The sequence below is a fragment of the Dolichospermum sp. FACHB-1250 genome (assembly GCF_014696335.1).
In the GTDB taxonomy this organism is placed as follows: domain Bacteria; phylum Cyanobacteriota; class Cyanobacteriia; order Cyanobacteriales; family Nostocaceae; genus Dolichospermum; species Dolichospermum planctonicum.
On sequence record NZ_JACJPZ010000047.1, the window covers coordinates 1 to 15885 of the forward strand.

At 37.3% G+C, this 15885-nt stretch carries 13 protein-coding genes; 5 read left to right on the top strand and 8 right to left on the bottom strand.

What is annotated here, in order from left to right; genetic code table 11:
- From H6F39_RS15790 to H6F39_RS15810, 5 genes are all read left to right on the top strand, one after another.
- Positions 1 to 2245, top strand: a 2245-nt coding sequence (locus tag H6F39_RS15790) for an S-layer family protein (RefSeq protein ID WP_190396997.1), incomplete at its 5' end; no start/stop codon positions are given.
- Between the two features lie 185 nt (positions 2246 to 2430).
- Positions 2431 to 3912 (top strand): Asp-tRNA(Asn)/Glu-tRNA(Gln) amidotransferase subunit GatB, encoded by a 1482-nt coding sequence (gene gatB, locus H6F39_RS15795; RefSeq protein ID WP_190396998.1) that lies wholly within the window; start codon positions 2431 to 2433, stop codon positions 3910 to 3912.
- A 428-nt stretch (positions 3913 to 4340) separates the two neighbouring features.
- Entirely contained in the window at positions 4341 to 5582 is a 1242-nt protein-coding gene (gene argJ, locus H6F39_RS15800; protein ID WP_190372646.1) for a bifunctional ornithine acetyltransferase/N-acetylglutamate synthase, read from the top strand.
- A gap of 322 nt (positions 5583 to 5904) precedes the next feature.
- Positions 5905 to 6336, top strand: a complete 432-nt coding sequence (locus H6F39_RS15805) for a hypothetical protein (RefSeq protein WP_137908958.1) — start codon at positions 5905 to 5907, stop codon at positions 6334 to 6336.
- A gap of 240 nt (positions 6337 to 6576) precedes the next feature.
- Positions 6577 to 7770 carry an RNA-guided endonuclease TnpB family protein gene (locus H6F39_RS15810; RefSeq protein ID WP_190396999.1) on the top strand — a complete coding sequence of 398 codons (1194 nt, stop codon included), beginning with the start codon at positions 6577 to 6579 and terminating at the stop codon, positions 7768 to 7770.
- A 77-nt stretch (positions 7771 to 7847) separates the two neighbouring features.
- Here the strand turns inward: H6F39_RS15810 and H6F39_RS15815 are convergent, their stop codons facing one another.
- The 8 genes from H6F39_RS15815 to H6F39_RS15850 form a co-directional block, all read right to left on the bottom strand.
- The gene (locus H6F39_RS15815; protein WP_190372645.1) at positions 7848 to 8126 is read right to left on the bottom strand and encodes a YggT family protein; all 279 of its coding nucleotides are present in this window, start codon (positions 8124 to 8126) and stop codon (positions 7848 to 7850) included.
- A 107-nt stretch (positions 8127 to 8233) separates the two neighbouring features.
- Complete coding sequence (locus tag H6F39_RS15820; RefSeq protein ID WP_190397010.1) at positions 8234 to 8428, bottom strand: hypothetical protein; 195 nt, start codon at positions 8426 to 8428, stop codon at positions 8234 to 8236.
- Positions 8397 to 8720, bottom strand: coding sequence for a hypothetical protein (locus H6F39_RS15825; RefSeq protein WP_137908955.1), 324 nt, complete (start codon positions 8718 to 8720; stop codon positions 8397 to 8399). Before H6F39_RS15825 ends, H6F39_RS15820 begins: the two co-directional genes overlap by 32 nt.
- Positions 8721 to 8795: 75 nt before the next feature.
- Positions 8796 to 9449, bottom strand: a complete 654-nt coding sequence (upp, locus tag H6F39_RS15830; RefSeq protein WP_190397000.1) for a uracil phosphoribosyltransferase — start codon at positions 9447 to 9449, stop codon at positions 8796 to 8798.
- 625 nt (positions 9450 to 10074) lie between these two features.
- Entirely contained in the window at positions 10075 to 10449 is a 375-nt protein-coding gene (locus H6F39_RS15835; protein WP_190397001.1) for a hypothetical protein, read from the bottom strand.
- Positions 10450 to 10938: 489 nt separating this feature from the next.
- A complete protein-coding gene (locus H6F39_RS15840; RefSeq protein ID WP_190397002.1) occupies positions 10939 to 11259 on the bottom strand; it encodes a muconolactone Delta-isomerase in 321 nt (106 codons plus the stop codon).
- 68 nt (positions 11260 to 11327) lie between these two features.
- Positions 11328 to 14324: a UPF0182 family protein gene (locus H6F39_RS15845; RefSeq protein WP_190397009.1), complete on the bottom strand. Its 2997-nt coding sequence runs from the start codon at positions 14322 to 14324 to the stop codon at positions 11328 to 11330.
- A gap of 85 nt (positions 14325 to 14409) precedes the next feature.
- The gene (locus H6F39_RS15850; protein WP_190397003.1) at positions 14410 to 15858 is read right to left on the bottom strand and encodes a cobyrinate a,c-diamide synthase; all 1449 of its coding nucleotides are present in this window, start codon (positions 15856 to 15858) and stop codon (positions 14410 to 14412) included.
- Between the last annotated feature and the right edge of the window lie 27 nt (positions 15859 to 15885).

A 15885-nucleotide genomic window follows, 5' to 3' on the forward strand; every position in this document is an offset into this window, starting at 1 on the left:
TAACAATGGCAATGGTGGTTTTAGTGGTTATTACTTTGCTTACTACAACACCAATTGGAACAGTGACCAAGTAAATTTCAGTAATATAGAACGGTTCCAAATTACCGGAACAATTGCTAATGACAACATCGTTACCGGGGATGGTAATGATACAATTAATGGTGGTGCAGGGAACAATAGCATTACGGCACGTGGTGGTAATGATACGATTAATAGCGGTGCTGGGAATGATAGCATTAATGCAGGTACTGGGAACGATACGATTAATAGCGGTGCTGGGAATGATAGCATTAATGCAGGTACTGGGAACGATACCATTAATACTGAAGATGGGAACGATAGCATTAATGCGGGTGATGGTAATGACACTATTGATGCAGGTAATGGAGCAAGTCTTACTCCCGGATTAGGAGAGAAAGATATCCTCACAGGTGGAGCAGGAAGCGATCGCTTTATCTTAGGAAATGCTACCAAGGTTTATTATGATGATGGCAATACTCTAACTAATGGTAGTAACGACTATGCCGACATTACCGACTTCAACATCGGAGATATTATTCAACTGCAAGGAACAAGCAGTAATTACCTCCTGGCTGTTGTCAGTGTGGACACTCAAATATTAATCAATAAACCCGGAACAGAACTAGATGAACTCATTGGTATAGTCCGAAATCAAACAGGTTTGAGTCTCACAGGAACTTATTTTAGCTATACTCTTCCCATCATTACCTTAGCAGTATCCCCCACCAGCGTTAGTGAAGACGGTACAACCAACCTAATTTACACCTTCACCCGATCTGGTAGTATTACCACCAATGCTTTAACCGTCAATTACAGCATTGCCGGGACTGCCGACAGTAGCGACTACACTGGTGCAACACCCGGAACAGGTAAAACAATTACCTTTGCTGCGGGTGCAAGTACAGCCACTTTAACCATAGACCCCACAGCCGATACCATTGTTGAAAGTGATGAAACTGTGGCTTTAACATTGGCAACAGGAACAGATTACACCATTGGGACAACCACAGCCGTCATAGGAACTATTACTAATGATGACTTATTGCCTAATCTTAACCTCAGTGCTAACCAGACCATAGTTGAAGGTAATACCAACCCTCAAAACGTTACTTATACCGTTACTCTTTCCAGCACTAGCACCCAAACTATTACCGTCCAATATGCCACTGCTAACGGTACAGCCATAGCAGGATTAGACTATACCAGCACCAGCGGAACTCTCACCTTTGACCCTGGTGTTACCAGTCAAGTCATCAATATTCCCATTCTCAATGATTCTCTGAATGAAGCTAATGAAACCTTTACTCTCAACTTGACTACCGCCACCAATGCTACCCCTGGCACTGCAATAACGGCTACCACAACCATCACCGATACTCTCAGTGCTTCTGTGACTACTACTCTGCCCAGTGGTGTGGAAAACTTGACTTTAACCGGAACAGCAGCTATCAACGGTACAGGTAATGCCGGGGGTAATGTTCTCCAAGGTAATAGCGCCAACAATATCCTGATCGGTCTTGATGGAAATGATACCTATAGTTTCCTAGCTTCCAGCCCCTTGGGAACGGATACAATTACGGAAACGACCACAGGGGGTATTGATAATCTTGACTTGACGGGGACGACTGCTGCTGTAAATGTGAATTTGGGTGTTGCAACTTCACAAACGGTCAATAGTAATCTTAAACTGATTCTCTCTGCTAATAATGTGATTGAAAATGCCACAGGTGGTACAGGAAATGACCGTCTCACAGGTAATGCTCTAAATAATACCTTAAATGGTGGTGATGGAAATGACCAACTGCAAGGACTAGGAGGAGATGACATTTTGTGGGGAGGACTCGGTGATGATATTCTCACAGGAGGACTCGGTAATGATCAATATCGCTTCCAAGGTAATGGGGTATTTAGCAGCAGTTTAGGTGTTGATTATATTACTCAGTTTGATGCCGGACAGGACAAAATTGCTCTCAGTCTGGGAACTTTCAATGCCATTACTAACACTTTAGGACAGTCTCTAACTGATTTCGCAGTTGTTAATGATGATGAATTGGTCAACGCTAGTAATGCCCGGATTGTTTATAGTCAAAGCACTGGTAGTTTATTTTATAATCAGGATGGTAATATTTTGGGTACAGGAACGGTGTTTGAGTTTGCTCGTTTAGGGAATCTTGATATTACCCTTGCTAGTAGCGATTTTATTTTGATTGCTTTAGTTTCCTGATTTGGGATACAGCAATGCTGTATCTCCCAACATATAGCAAAATTCAAGCTATATTACAAAATGAAGTGCAAAATATGGGATATGCGGCGTAAATCCTATTCGTGTCGGCACAAAACCGCTAAACAAAACCGCTAAAATAGTACCAAAGAGTAAAAACTGTAGAGTAAAAACTGTAAAACTTGGATATGACCACAGCCACACCCGTTAAAACTGAATATGAAGCAATTATTGGCTTAGAAACCCATTGTCAACTCAGTACCAATACTAAAATTTTCTCCAGCAGTTCTACTGCTTTTGGCGCTGACCCTAATACTAACATTGACCCAGTTTGCATGGGTTTACCAGGTGTTTTACCTGTACTTAACGCTAAGGTTCTTGAATACGCTGTTAAAACAGGTTTGGCTTTGAACTGTCAAATCGCTCGGTATAGTAAATTCGATCGCAAACAATATTTTTATCCTGATTTACCTAAAAATTACCAAATTTCCCAATATGATTTACCCATAGCTGAACATGGTTGGATAGAAATTGAATTGGTAGATGATACAGGAAACCCCAAACGTAAACGCATTGGTATCACCCGCTTACACATGGAAGAGGACGCGGGTAAGCTTGTTCACGCAGGGAGTGAACGGCTTTCTGGTTCTACCTACTCTCTTGTAGATTATAACCGCGCTGGTGTTCCTTTGGTGGAAATTGTTTCTGAACCGGATTTGCGGACGGGACAAGAAGCGGCTGAATATGCCCAAGAACTACGGCGCATTGTCCGTTATCTTGGTGTTAGTGATGGTAATATGCAGGAAGGTTCTCTACGTTGTGATGTGAATATTTCTGTGCGTCCTGTGGGACAAGAGAAATTTGGTACTAAGGTAGAGATTAAGAATATGAACTCCTTTAGTGCGATTCAAAAAGCGATTGATTATGAAATTGAGCGTCAAATAGCCGCTATTGAATCAGGAGAGAAAATTATTCAAGAAACTCGTCTCTGGGAAGAAGGTTCACAACGCACCAGCAGTATGCGGGTTAAGGAGGGTTCTAGTGATTATCGTTACTTCCCTGAACCAGATTTAGCACCCATTGAGGTTACTCAAACAGAATTAGATACATGGTTAAATGAATTACCCCAACTACCCGCCCAAAAACGCCATGATTATGAGAATAATTTGGGACTTTCGGCTTATGATACTAGGGTTTTAACTGAGGATAAACCAGTCGCAGATTATTTTGAAAGGGCGATCGCTTTAGGTGCAAATCCCAAGGCCGCAGCTAACTGGATTACTCAGGATATTGCGGCTTACTTGAATAAACAAAAACTGACTATATCAGAAATTAAACTGACTGCTACTAATTTGGCTGATGTAATTACCCGCATTGAAAATGGTAAAATCAGTAACGCCCAAGCTAAGGAAAAACTCACAGATTTATTAAATGGTGTTTCTCCAGAAACGGCTTTTGCTGGTCAAGAACTCATCTCAGATCGTACCATTCTTGAACCCATTATTGATGAAATCATTGCTACTAACGCTCAACAGGTAGAAAAATACCGCAAAGGTAATACCAACCTGAAAGGCTTTTTCGTGGGACAAGTCCTGAAAAAAACCGATAAACGCGCAGAACCGAAACTGACTAATCAATTAGTAGAGGAAAAACTCAATAGTCCAATGTAGGGTAATTATTATCTGATAACAAGACGCAACTTGATGATTGGGAGAGCTAATTTAGCTCTCTTTTTATTGGTAAAATAAAAAAAAGGGGTTTAACCCCTTGGCGCTAGAATTATATAATGTGCTAGGTAGATGCACCCTGATGATTTTAGAGAGCCATTTAATGGCTCTCTTTTATTTTTAAGGATAATTAAACGCAAATGAACGCAGATAAACGCAGATAAAGATAAATGATTTGATTTATTTCGTAATTTGTGATTACTTATGGTCTTTAGGGTCGGTTTATGGTCGGTTGGTTGGAAATTTTTTGAGAAAAAAATTGTCATCAACGGATAAAATTACCTATAGACATAAATACTGGACGCTGATATCAAACTAGCAGCAGAATGTATTTTAATAACAAAGGCAATATAATAATTGTGGACAAAATTATGGCAAATTGGCAAATAATTCCCGGTGGTGTGACAGCAGCACGAGGATATAAAGCAGCGGGAATTACAGCAGGACTAAAGGCTTCGGGATTACCAGATTTAGCTTTGATTGTATCAGATGTGGAAGCGATCGCCGCAGGTGTATTTACTACTAGTCATGTGAAAGCAGCTTGTGTAGATTATTGTCGGCAAGTGTTACAAGGGAAACATAGTGCTAGAGCTATCCTTTGTAATGCGGGACAAGCTAACGCTGCAACCGGTGAACAAGGAGTTAAGGACGCTCAAGAAAGTGCTGATTTATTAGGGAAGGAATTAAATATTAACCCGGAATCTATTTTATTAGCTTCCACTGGTGTAATTGGTCAAAGAATTAAAATGGATATCCTGCGGGATGGTATACCCAAGGTAGTCGCAGCGCTTTCCGACACAGGTTCGGATGCAGCCGCAGGGGCAATTATTACCACAGATTTAGTCACAAAATCTATTGCTTTAGAAACCATTATACATGATCGTCCCGTGCGTATCGGTGGTATTGCTAAGGGTTCGGGAATGATTCACCCCAATATGGCGACAATGTTAGCTTTTGTTACCTGTGATGCTGCTGTATCCTCTACACTTTGGCAACAAATGTTAACTAGAGCAGCAGATAGAAGTTTTAATTCGATCACAGTGGATGGTGATACGAGTACAAATGATTGTTTAATCGCTTTAGCAAATGGTGAATCTCGCACTCCCGCAATTACGGAAATGGGTGCAGAAGCGGAGAAGTTAGAAGCTATGTTAACTTATGTCTGTCAACATTTAGCTAAAGCGATCGCCCGTGATGGAGAAGGTGCAACTTGTTTAATAGAGGTACAGGTTACGGGTGCTTATGATGAATTATCAGCCCGACAAATCGCCAAAACCATTGTTGGCTCGTCTTTAGTGAAAGCGGCCATTTTTGGTCATGATCCGAATTGGGGACGGATAGCGGCGGCTGCGGGGCGGTCTGGTGTACCTTTTGAACAAGACAACCTCTCCATTAAATTAGGGGATATTTTACTCTTTGAAAATGGTCAACCTTTAGCTTTTGATAAAGCCGCAGCGAGTGCATATTTAAAAGCAGCGGTTCACGGTGAGTATTTACAGTCAGATACGGTGTTAATTTCCGTTGGTGTGGGAAATGGTCATGGTACAGGTAAAGCCTGGGGTTGTGATTTGAGTTATGATTATGTGAGGATTAACGCTGAGTATACAACTTAGAAAAATCGTGGCTTTAGCTCCTAGTATCTCGAACACAGGACTAAAGTCCTCAATACCAGTTAGAATATTATATCAGTTGCTTAAGTCCTGCCATTGCTCGCACCTGAAATTAGTCTAGAATTAGGTTTAAATAACAAAAATATACTGATCATAGAAACCGTTGGGGTGCGGCTTGTAGTTAGTCCTGTAAGGTAATTGAGGATATCCAAACAGTTAAAACTGTTCCCTCTTCCCTCTTCCCAGTTCCCTGTTCCCTGTTCCCTTCCCTCACAAACAACTTATTCAGCAAGCCCTATTTAAGAAATTTTCACTGGTGTATTTTATGCGTTTAAACTCAATTCGCTTCATTGTTATTGCTGGTTTTATGGGGTTACTTTCCTGGATAGGGACTCCCACCGCTTTAGCTTTAACACAGATTAAATTATCTGATATTTCCTACCATGATTGTCCTTTAGAACTAGCGACTGGAGTGGTAACTAGCAGCGGTTCAAATTCTGCTACTTGTTTTATAGTCACAGGTAAAGCTAACAACAGCACAAATAAAACCGTCTATGATGCGGACATTTTTGGGCGCATTTATGATAGAAATAATGATCCTATACTACAAAATCGTACTCGTCTCGGTGGCATAGCTGAAGTTCCCCCAGGAGTCAGTGATTTTGAATTGAGAATTTCTGTACCTAGTAATCAACCTTTACCATTGAAATTGAAACAGTTTAAAGCGGCTGGCTTCAGCGGTAAGGTCAGAAGGTAATCTTTGGATATAGATATATTTTACATGATATATAGTGAGAGTAATTCATCAGAAAACGCTGTAATACCCCATCCCTCTACAGGGTGGGGATGTAAGGCGGGTAAAAATTAAACACCCTTCAAGGGATATTAAGCGCAGCTTAATCGTGAGAGAGGGTAGTTTCATTTTTACCAATCTTAGGGATTGACTAATTCCCTAAAGTATACTATACTGAAAACAGGTCGAATTAGTAATAAAAAAATGATTGTTTTTGAATTTAAAGCCAAAGGCACAAAGCAGCAATATCAAAAAATTGATCAGGCTATACGGATAACCCAATTCATCCGTAATAAGTGCTTGCGCTTTTGGATGGACAATCAAAATGTTAAATATTACGACCTGAATAAACACACTGCGGTATTAGCTAATGAATTTGATTTTGCTGATAAATTAAATTCCATGGCTAGACAAGCAGCAGCAGAAAGAACTGCTTTTGCAATTAAGCGATTTTTTGATAATTGTAAGGCAAAAGTTCCAGGTAAGAAGGGTTATCCCAGATTTCAAAAAAATAACCGTTCAGTTGAATATAAAACTGGATGGAAACTTTTAGATTACCGTAAGCACATTACTTTCATAGACAAATGTGGTATTGGTCAGTTGAAATTAATTGGAACTTGGGATTTACATTTTTACCAGATTAAGCAAATAAAGAGAGTTAGGATAGTTAAACGTTCTGACGGTTACTATATCCAGTTTTGTGTAGATGCAGAACGGAATATTGACATCAATGCTACAGGTAAAACCGTTGGTTTAGATGTTGGTCTTAACAGTTTCTACACTAATTCTCAAGGGGATAAAATTGATAATCCTAGGCATTTGCGGAAATCAGAAAAATCTTTAAAACGATTACAGAAAAAAGTTAGTCGCAAAAAGAAAGGTTCTAATAATCGCAAAAAAGCTATTAACCGTCTTGGTAGAAAACATTTGCAAGTTTCACGTCAACGTAAAGACTTTGCTGTGAAAACAGCATTGTGCGTAGTTAAATCTAACGATTTAGTGGCCTTTGAAAAACTGCAAGTGAAAAATATGGTTAAGAATAGCAAATTAGCCAAATCAATTAGTGATGCTGGATGGTCATTGTTTACTCAATGGTTAGAATATTTTGGTAAAGTCTATGGTCGTGTAATTGTACCTGTTGCACCACAATATACTTCTCAAAATTGTTCTCATTGTGGAGAAATAGTTAGAAAATCCCTATCAGTTAGAACTCATGTTTGTAAATGTGGTTGTGTTCTCGACCGTGACCACAATGCTGCAATTAACATCCTAACTAAAGCACTAAAACAAACTGGCTATGATTTAAGTACCGTCGGGCGGACGGAAACTAATAACGCTTGTGGAGAGATTACCCTCTGCTCAGACTTGGTAACAAGTTTGAATAAGGTTGCTCATTGAAACAAGAATCCCCGTCCCTCTATAGGGCGGGGAGCGTCAAGAATTACCCTCACTATCTTGAGTAAGTGACCTGTGCCTTAAAACCCTGTGACTAAAGTAATACGGGCTAAATTATTCAGAAGATCACCAACTATGTTTAAAGCCAGAAATGCTAGGATAGGAGAAAAATCCATACCACCCAAAGGAGGAATAATGGAACGAAATAGATTTAAATATGGGTCACTAATTTGACTTAAAGCCGCAAATGGTTGACTAGACCAGTCAACAGTGGGAAACCAAGTTAGTAAGACCCGAATAATCAGCAAATAGCTGTAAAAAGTGACAAAAGTGGCTAGGGTTGTAATGAGTAAATTCATGGCCGGGTGACTTTCCTGTTAAATGTCAAACATAGATTCATGATTGATTTTAATTTAGTGCAAGTCATATTGTGTGGCTTGTAATCAATATACAATATAACTACTAATTACTGGTAATGGGTAATGGGTAATGGGTAATGGGTAATGGGTAATGGGTAATGGGTAATGGGTAATTGGTAATGGGTAATTGGTAATTGGTAATTTGTGATATAATCTCTGTCTTCATCCTGTTCATCCTTTAATCTCGGACATCCTGATTCTGACACCGGGTTATTCATTGCCAATATTAATACTCTTGACATTTCCCAATTGCTGCCGCACATCATCAATTGTGGCATTAAGTTGGGCGATTTTATCTTCAAGCGATCGCCTGGTGGCTTCTATCTCTAAATTTTCATTAGCTGAAGCCCGCATTCGTCTTTTTCTATTTGCCCCTGGTTCATTATTTTCGCCAACAGTTAACCCATTATCCTCTTCTGAGTTTGCTGTTAAGTCTAATCTAGAGGTAATCACCGCACCCAAAACACCCCCAACCACACCACCAATTAATGTTCCCAGGAGAAAACCACTACCAAAACCATCTTGCTGACTCATATTTTTAACGCCTTTTAGAAAATAAGCAACTTTGAAAATACCTTAGCTATTTTCCAGCCTTAGCTGCACCCTAGCTTAAGTCCCAAAAATGCGATCGCCCGCATCTCCCAATCCTGGTACAATATATCCCTGATCATTAACCGTTTCGTCAATAGTAGCGGTGTAAATGGTTAAACCGGGATAGACAGCAGCCAACTTTTGTAAAGCCACAGGTGCAGCAACCACAGAAACAATCCGAGTTAAAGAGGAATCAACACCTCTTTGGGTTAATTCCGCCATTACTGCCATTATAGAACCTCCTGTAGCTAACATTGGTTCGGTAATTAATACCCTGGTTTCCGGGTCAAATTTTTCGGGGAGTTTATTCAAATAACAAACAGGTTCTAAGGTTTCTTCATTGCGTACTAAACCAAAATGATAAATTGAAGCCAAAGGTAGTACACCAGCAGATCCCTCTAATAAGCCCAAACCAGCCCGCAAAATCGGCACAACAGCCACCGGTATGCGAGAGTCAATAAAAGTCGCTGGACAGGCAGCTAGGGGACTCTGGACCATTGTTTCTTGGGTGGGCAACCATTCCCTAGTAGCTTCATAAGTTAGCCACCTGCCCAACTCAGTGATAGCAGAACGAAATAATACCGATGGCGTAGCTACATCACGGGCAACTCCCAACCAGTGCTGAATTAAGGGGTGAGGTGGGACATAAATACGCAGTTGTTGTTGCGTCATAAAGAAAAAAGGCAGCCCGTTATTATATTAAGAACTAAGATAACTCCACAAAAAAAGATGCTCCCATCTTGTGGGATGGGCATCTTGCCCGTCCTTTTATTATTAGCAGGCTTTTCGGCCTGCACCACAAGAAATTTTGGGATATTTTTTATTTGCAAGTCTCTAGAAAACTATCATACTGCTATTTAACACTACGCGGGCTAATCCAATATCAGAATTTGAAACCTACCCAGGTGGCCACTGAGCAGTTCAACCGGGTCTAGGTGTAAGATGTGAGGTCAGACTTTATTGAGAAATATTTTTATTACTACTTGACAAATATTCTTAATTAAGGCTATATTGTGATCAGGTGTTCTCTCTATAAAGAATCGGCAGACGGGAAAAGTAAGCCATAGCAAGCTTTTCCTCGTTTTTTTCCGCTATAATCCCTATGTAAAGATCCTCGTGAATTGTTATTTATGTGTATTGTTTATATTATTATTCCTTAAATATGAGTTAATTTTTTAGCAATTAATCAAAACAACTTTTACAGCAAATTTCAAATTTCCCAGGGACAAAAATACCCCACCCTCTCCTGACTCTTGAGCAGGAAAAGGAGGGTAATTCTGGTAATATTAGTGAAATATTAGTGAAATAAGTTTTTAGGGGGGAAGCTGACCTTTTTAGGTGCGTATTCAGCACAATTCATAGCTTTTTCTGTGAGAACAGTATCAGGTTTGACAGCACATTTTAAATAGTGGTTATTGGCAAAAAATTGACATTTTTTACAGGGAACTTTTTGTAATATCTTACTATTTAAGTAAATCTTATCATCAGTATGGCTGCGTATTTTATGAAAAAGTAGGAGAAAAATAGCCCAAATAAAAATAAATCCCAGAGGAGCTAAAGATAGTGCTAAATCTGGTATTTGGATATTGTGATATTGTACTTGAACTTGTATTTTTTCTTGTTCAACTGCATTTTGAGCAAGTTTATTTTCCAATACCTGCTTTATATACATCTTATTTCCCCCATTGAGCTATAATGGCTTTGACAAAAATCACAGAACCAGGTTTGCAACCCCCCCCCAAGATCAAGTCTGTTTTAATTGTGTTTTAATTGTGTTTTAATTGGGACTAATTGTTGATTGTGAAACCTCTGATTTCCAGCTTCTAACCGAGTGAGTGATTGATGTGATTGATCTAGACATGAATGAAACTTAACCTTCAATTATAGGTTTAGCAAAAGAAAAGTTTAGTTATCTCTGTCAATAGGGTTGATTTTTATCATCTGAATATATACCTCAAGTTGTAGTTGTCAACTCTGTCGAGTTTCAAAACGGATTTTTTTGATAGAATTGTATAGATTTCCAGATTAATTAACCGCTGGATACAATTATTAGACATCTCCGGTAAAAATAGTAGAGAATAGTAGAGACATTTCATGGAACATCTCTACTAAAAAACGCATATTTAATTTTCAGATGATGTCTAAGGTCAGCAATACTTACCTATTCCCTGTGATCTAATCTAGTTTTAATATCAGCAGCAAAGTCTTCATATTTCCTTAAAGGAGTGACTTCTACTTGCACTTTTTGCCCATTTTTTTTGATGATAGGTAAATCTAGAAGAATTTGATCTAATGTATCTGGACTAGGAACATCAACAATCGCAATTACACGACGAGTACCAACACATTTCCATAAATCAACTATTATTCCAGCTTGTTTAGCTTGGACTGCTGTTTCTGCTTCTTCACTCCATATAGCAAACAATTCTTGTTGGCTCATGTTATCGGGGTATTCAACCTGAAAATCCAAATGGTAGAGCATATTTACCGTTTCAACCCTTTTTTGTGAGGACTTTAATAGTTTAAACTAAAATGGATGCAATTCTGAGTTTAACCTGGGGTAATTTCTTCTTTAACGGGACGAATAATAGGGGGTGGAGGTGGTAGTTCTGGTTGAAAGATTCCTGATAGTGCTTGTTCTAAAGTTTGTGCCATAACGATGCGGTTTTCATAGGCTACAATGACTCTGACTAAAGTGGGTAAACTATTCTGTGTAGCTTCTAAATAAATTGGTTCAACATATAATAAAGATTGTTCAATGGGAATTACTAAAAGATTACCTTGAATTACCCTAGAACCTTGTTGATTCCAGAGGGAAATTTGTTGGGAAATAACCGGATCTTGATTAATTCTCGCTTCAATTTGTTCCTGTCCATAAATTAAGCGTTCTTTGGGAAAGTTATATAATAGTAGTTTACCGTAATTTTCACCGTCGGAACGTGCTGCTAACCAAGCAATTAAATTTGTCCGTTGTTTGGGTGTGTAAGGAAGTAATAAAATAAATTCTTCAAAGGGAAGATTGGGGAGACTGGTAATTAAATAATAGGGTTCAACTTGACGGGTTTCACTTCCATAGATTTCATTGGGAATTTGCCATTGATCTTCTCTATTATAAAACACTTGAGGATCTGTCATGTGATAGATCATTAAGCGTTCTGATTGAATTTTAAAATAATCTACTGGATAACGTAGATGACTATGGAGATTAACAGGTAAATTGTTAATGTTTTGGAACATTTGGGGAAATATTTTTGACCAAGCGGTAATGATTGGATCTAAGGAATCAGCAATGTAAAATCTCACTGTACCATTGTAAGCGTCAATTACGACTTTGACGGAATTACGAATATAGTTTATCCCCTCTTTACCTGTGTCAGAATAGGGATAATGATCGCTGATTGTGTAAGCATCAACTATCCAATAAAGATAGTTTTCTCTCCCAGGAAACTGTTGATTTTTATTGTCTGTATAAGCATCAGTCGCAACTAAATAAGGATCACTATCGAACTTTAAAAAAGGAGCAATGGTGCGAATTCTTTGATTAATGTTTCGTCGTAATAATACTTTAGTTTCTGGTAAAAAATCTTGTGTAAATATCATTCTCCAATCTTTTAAATATATAGAAAATAGCCATTTTTTCCATAGAGAATTGATATTTATTCCTCCTAATCCATCGTAGGTATTATAAACATTATCACTACCGCTGGGATAATCTAATTCTTTAACTTTTGTCCCAGTCATGACGTGAGTATTGGTAATTTCTCCATAATAAATTCTGGGTTTATCAATGGGAATACTTTGACGAATATCTATACTAGAAGTATTTAACGCGCTCCCTTTCTGACTAATATCTTTGACAAAATACTCTGGTAGTCCACCCGCAGCAACGGTATTTACAGGACTCATGGTAAAACCATAACCATGGGTATAAATCATATTTTTATTTACCCATGTTTGCGCTTGGGGAGGGACATTTTCATAATTCAATTCTCTGGCCGCAATTAATACCTGTTGTTTTTCTAGATTGTCTTTTTTTGGGTTACTTTTGATTAAATATCTATCAATATCAGCATCAGGAAATTGATAATAAGGTCGAATTTGTTGTAATTGACGGTTAGTTTTTAATAATGGTTCTTGGTCCCAAAGACGAATATTTCTCATTGTTAAATTATTGGCTTTAATATCCTCTGCTGTCAGTTTTCCTATGGGGTTAAATATTTGAGAATCAACGATATCTAAATTAAAAGCTTGACGAGTCAGCGCGATATTTCGCTCTATATAAGGTTTTTCTCTTTGTAATTCATTCGGTTCAACAATGAAATTTTGCACGGTCATAGGTAAAATGAAGTTACCTGTAATTATCAAAGTTAGATACATATATATACTATAGTTTATCCAAGGATGATGTGAAGATTTTTTTCTCGAAAATCCAGTTAAGTATAATAAATAAAAAGCTATAGCTATTGATAAAAAATATAATATTGTATCTGCTGGTAATTGGGCTTTAATATCGGTATAACTAGCACCATAGCTGACTCCATTATCAGAATAAAGCAGTTGATAACGATTCAGCCAATAATTTAAACCAGCTACTAACATTAAACAGCCAGATAAGCCTAATAAATGGCGTTTTTGTGGTGCGGAAAATCCTCTGAAAATACCTTGACTGAGGCTATTTGCTGATAATAAATAAGTGAGAATAACGCTAATCAATCCATATAAAGATAATCCTATTAACCAAAGTTCTAACATTTCCCAAATGGGAAGAGAGAAAATATAAAAACTTATATCTTGCTTGAATAATGGTTCAGAACTGTTGAAGGAAACAGGGTGAAAAAATAACAGAAATTTTGCCCAATTTTCAGCAATTATCTCCCCAAAACTCAAACTTAAAATCACTGCGATCGCTCGGAGCAGAAATTTGCTATAAATTAATAAAGCAATAGATAATCCCCCAACTATTCCTAAATACCAATTTTGAGAAATGATCTTTTTTCCCAACTCCCAAATCGTCTCTATTTTAAATACAATTGGTGCTGATAAATTTGATAAATTTGATAAATTTGATAAATTTGATTCACTGACTTTTCCAGTCCCATAAGCCAGAGCAATTTCTCCATAATATGCTAATATTAAACAAACTAACAAACTTAATCCTAATGTCAGCGGTAACAACCACTGCAATTTGATTTGATTGCTATTATTAGTTAATGGCAAATTTTGCTCAGTTTTGCTATAATGGGGACTGAGAAAAGTGGTTAATTTTCGACTAATGTTGATTTCTGTCTCTGGAATATAATTATGATTTTGACTAGATTGTAATTTTTGGGCTAAAATTAGATTTCCCCATAAATAAACAACACTCAAACTGACAATAAACAGCCATAAACCACCCTGAGTTAACAATTTTAGGGAAAATACTTCTATATAACCAACTTCCTGAAACCAAAATAATTCCGCACCTAAATCAGCAGCTATTTTCAAAAATAACCACAACCCCAAGAATAATATAAAAACTTTAACCCACCATTTCCCAAATTTAAACATTATTTTAGTATTAATCATTGGTTATTAAATGTGATTACTAAATTAATTTTTAATCTCCTATTTATTACTCCAATAAAGTCCAGATTTATCTGGGGTTAATTTCCCTATGTTCATGCTTGACAGAACCAGAAAAATGTTTATTTTTTAAACATTCTTGAATAAATCTTTGAGGAATGTCTTGACTTTCTCCCCAATGTTGATGAATATAAGAAGCATGGACATTAGGTAAACCCCAACCTTCAAAACCTGTATTTTCATCACAGTCATAACGATAGGTATTAAACAATGGTTTTGAGTTATTAGTTATTAAATGAGAACGATGAAATTCATGACCAAAAATACTTGTGTTCATATCAATTAAAAAGGTGTTTTCTAAAACTACTGCGCGACGATATCCCAAAGTTAATTTTCTATCCATTTGCGCTAAAGTTGGTAATATTCCTACCATTGGCCAAGTTTTACCATCAAAATCTATAATCTGCTCACATAAATACATTAATCCTCCACATTCTGCAATTGTCGGTATTCCTCCTAAAATCGCATTTTTCACTTCTTGAATTAAGTTAACATTTGCAGCTAATTGTGATGCAAATACTTCGGGAAAACCTCCACCAAAATACATTCCTTGGATATCTTTTGGTAATTGATCATCATTTAATGGACTCCAAAATACTAATTCTGCACCTAATTTCTCTAATAAATCTAAGTTATCTTGATAGTAAAAATTAAAAGCTTGATCTCGTGCTACAGCAATTTTACAGAGTATTTCAGATTTAGGAATATCAACCACACTCCTCCCTAACTCTCCCTTTATTAAGGGTGAGATATTGGAACTTGATTTGGAACTTGATAAAGATGATGATTTTAAAAGCGGTAAAAGTTGCTCCCAATCAAAATAAATATCTCCTAAATCAGCTAAACTATCAATTATTTGATCTAATTTTGGTAATTCTGCGGTGGGAATTAAGCCCAGATGACGGTCAGGAATGGTAATATTGTCTTGTCTTCTTAATACACCCAAAATTGGTAATTTTAAAGATACCAGAGATGCTTTTAATAATGATAAATGTCGTTCACTTCCTACTCTATTTAAGATTAAACCAGCAATTTTAATTCTTGGATCTAAGGAAGAATAACCATGAGCAATTGCAGCTACAGAACCGGATAAACGACTACAATCAATTACTAATATTATCGGTATGTCTAATAATCTAGCAATATGTGCGGTACTAGCAAAGTCCGATAAATTTCCAATACCATCAAATAAACCCATTACTCCTTCAATTAAATTATACTCACTTTGGCAAGAATGATGATTAAAGCATTGTTGAACATAACTTTCTGAAGTTAATACCGGATCTAAATTTCGACAAGGAAGACCAGTAACATATTCATGAAACATAGGATCAATATAATCAGGTCCTACTTTAAAAGATTGTATATTCAGACCACGACGACGTAAAGATGCTAAAAGGGTAAGTGTAACTGTTGTTTTTCCGACTCCGCTTCTTTCTCCAGCAATAATTATAGACATAGATTACAAAATTAAAGTTCAAAATCA

Excerpts from the sequence above, each read along its gene's own strand:
- gatB (WP_190396998.1), top strand. The coding sequence starts at position 2,431 with ATGACCACAGCCACACCCGTTAAAACTGAATATGAAGCAATTATTGGC.
- argJ (WP_190372646.1), top strand. The coding sequence starts at position 4,341 with ATGGCAAATTGGCAAATAATTCCCGGTGGTGTGACAGCAGCACGAGGA.
- H6F39_RS15805 (WP_137908958.1), top strand. The coding sequence starts at position 5,905 with ATGCGTTTAAACTCAATTCGCTTCATTGTTATTGCTGGTTTTATGGGG.
- H6F39_RS15810 (WP_190396999.1), top strand. The coding sequence starts at position 6,577 with ATGATTGTTTTTGAATTTAAAGCCAAAGGCACAAAGCAGCAATATCAA.
- H6F39_RS15815 (WP_190372645.1), bottom strand. The coding sequence starts at position 8,126 with ATGAATTTACTCATTACAACCCTAGCCACTTTTGTCACTTTTTACAGC.
- H6F39_RS15820 (WP_190397010.1), bottom strand. The coding sequence starts at position 8,428 with ATGTCAAGAGTATTAATATTGGCAATGAATAACCCGGTGTCAGAATCA.
- H6F39_RS15825 (WP_137908955.1), bottom strand. The coding sequence starts at position 8,720 with ATGAGTCAGCAAGATGGTTTTGGTAGTGGTTTTCTCCTGGGAACATTA.
- upp (WP_190397000.1), bottom strand. The coding sequence starts at position 9,449 with ATGACGCAACAACAACTGCGTATTTATGTCCCACCTCACCCCTTAATT.
- H6F39_RS15835 (WP_190397001.1), bottom strand. The coding sequence starts at position 10,449 with ATGTATATAAAGCAGGTATTGGAAAATAAACTTGCTCAAAATGCAGTT.
- H6F39_RS15840 (WP_190397002.1), bottom strand. The coding sequence starts at position 11,259 with ATGCTCTACCATTTGGATTTTCAGGTTGAATACCCCGATAACATGAGC.
- H6F39_RS15845 (WP_190397009.1), bottom strand. The coding sequence starts at position 14,324 with ATGTTTAAATTTGGGAAATGGTGGGTTAAAGTTTTTATATTATTCTTG.
- H6F39_RS15850 (WP_190397003.1), bottom strand. The coding sequence starts at position 15,858 with ATGTCTATAATTATTGCTGGAGAAAGAAGCGGAGTCGGAAAAACAACA.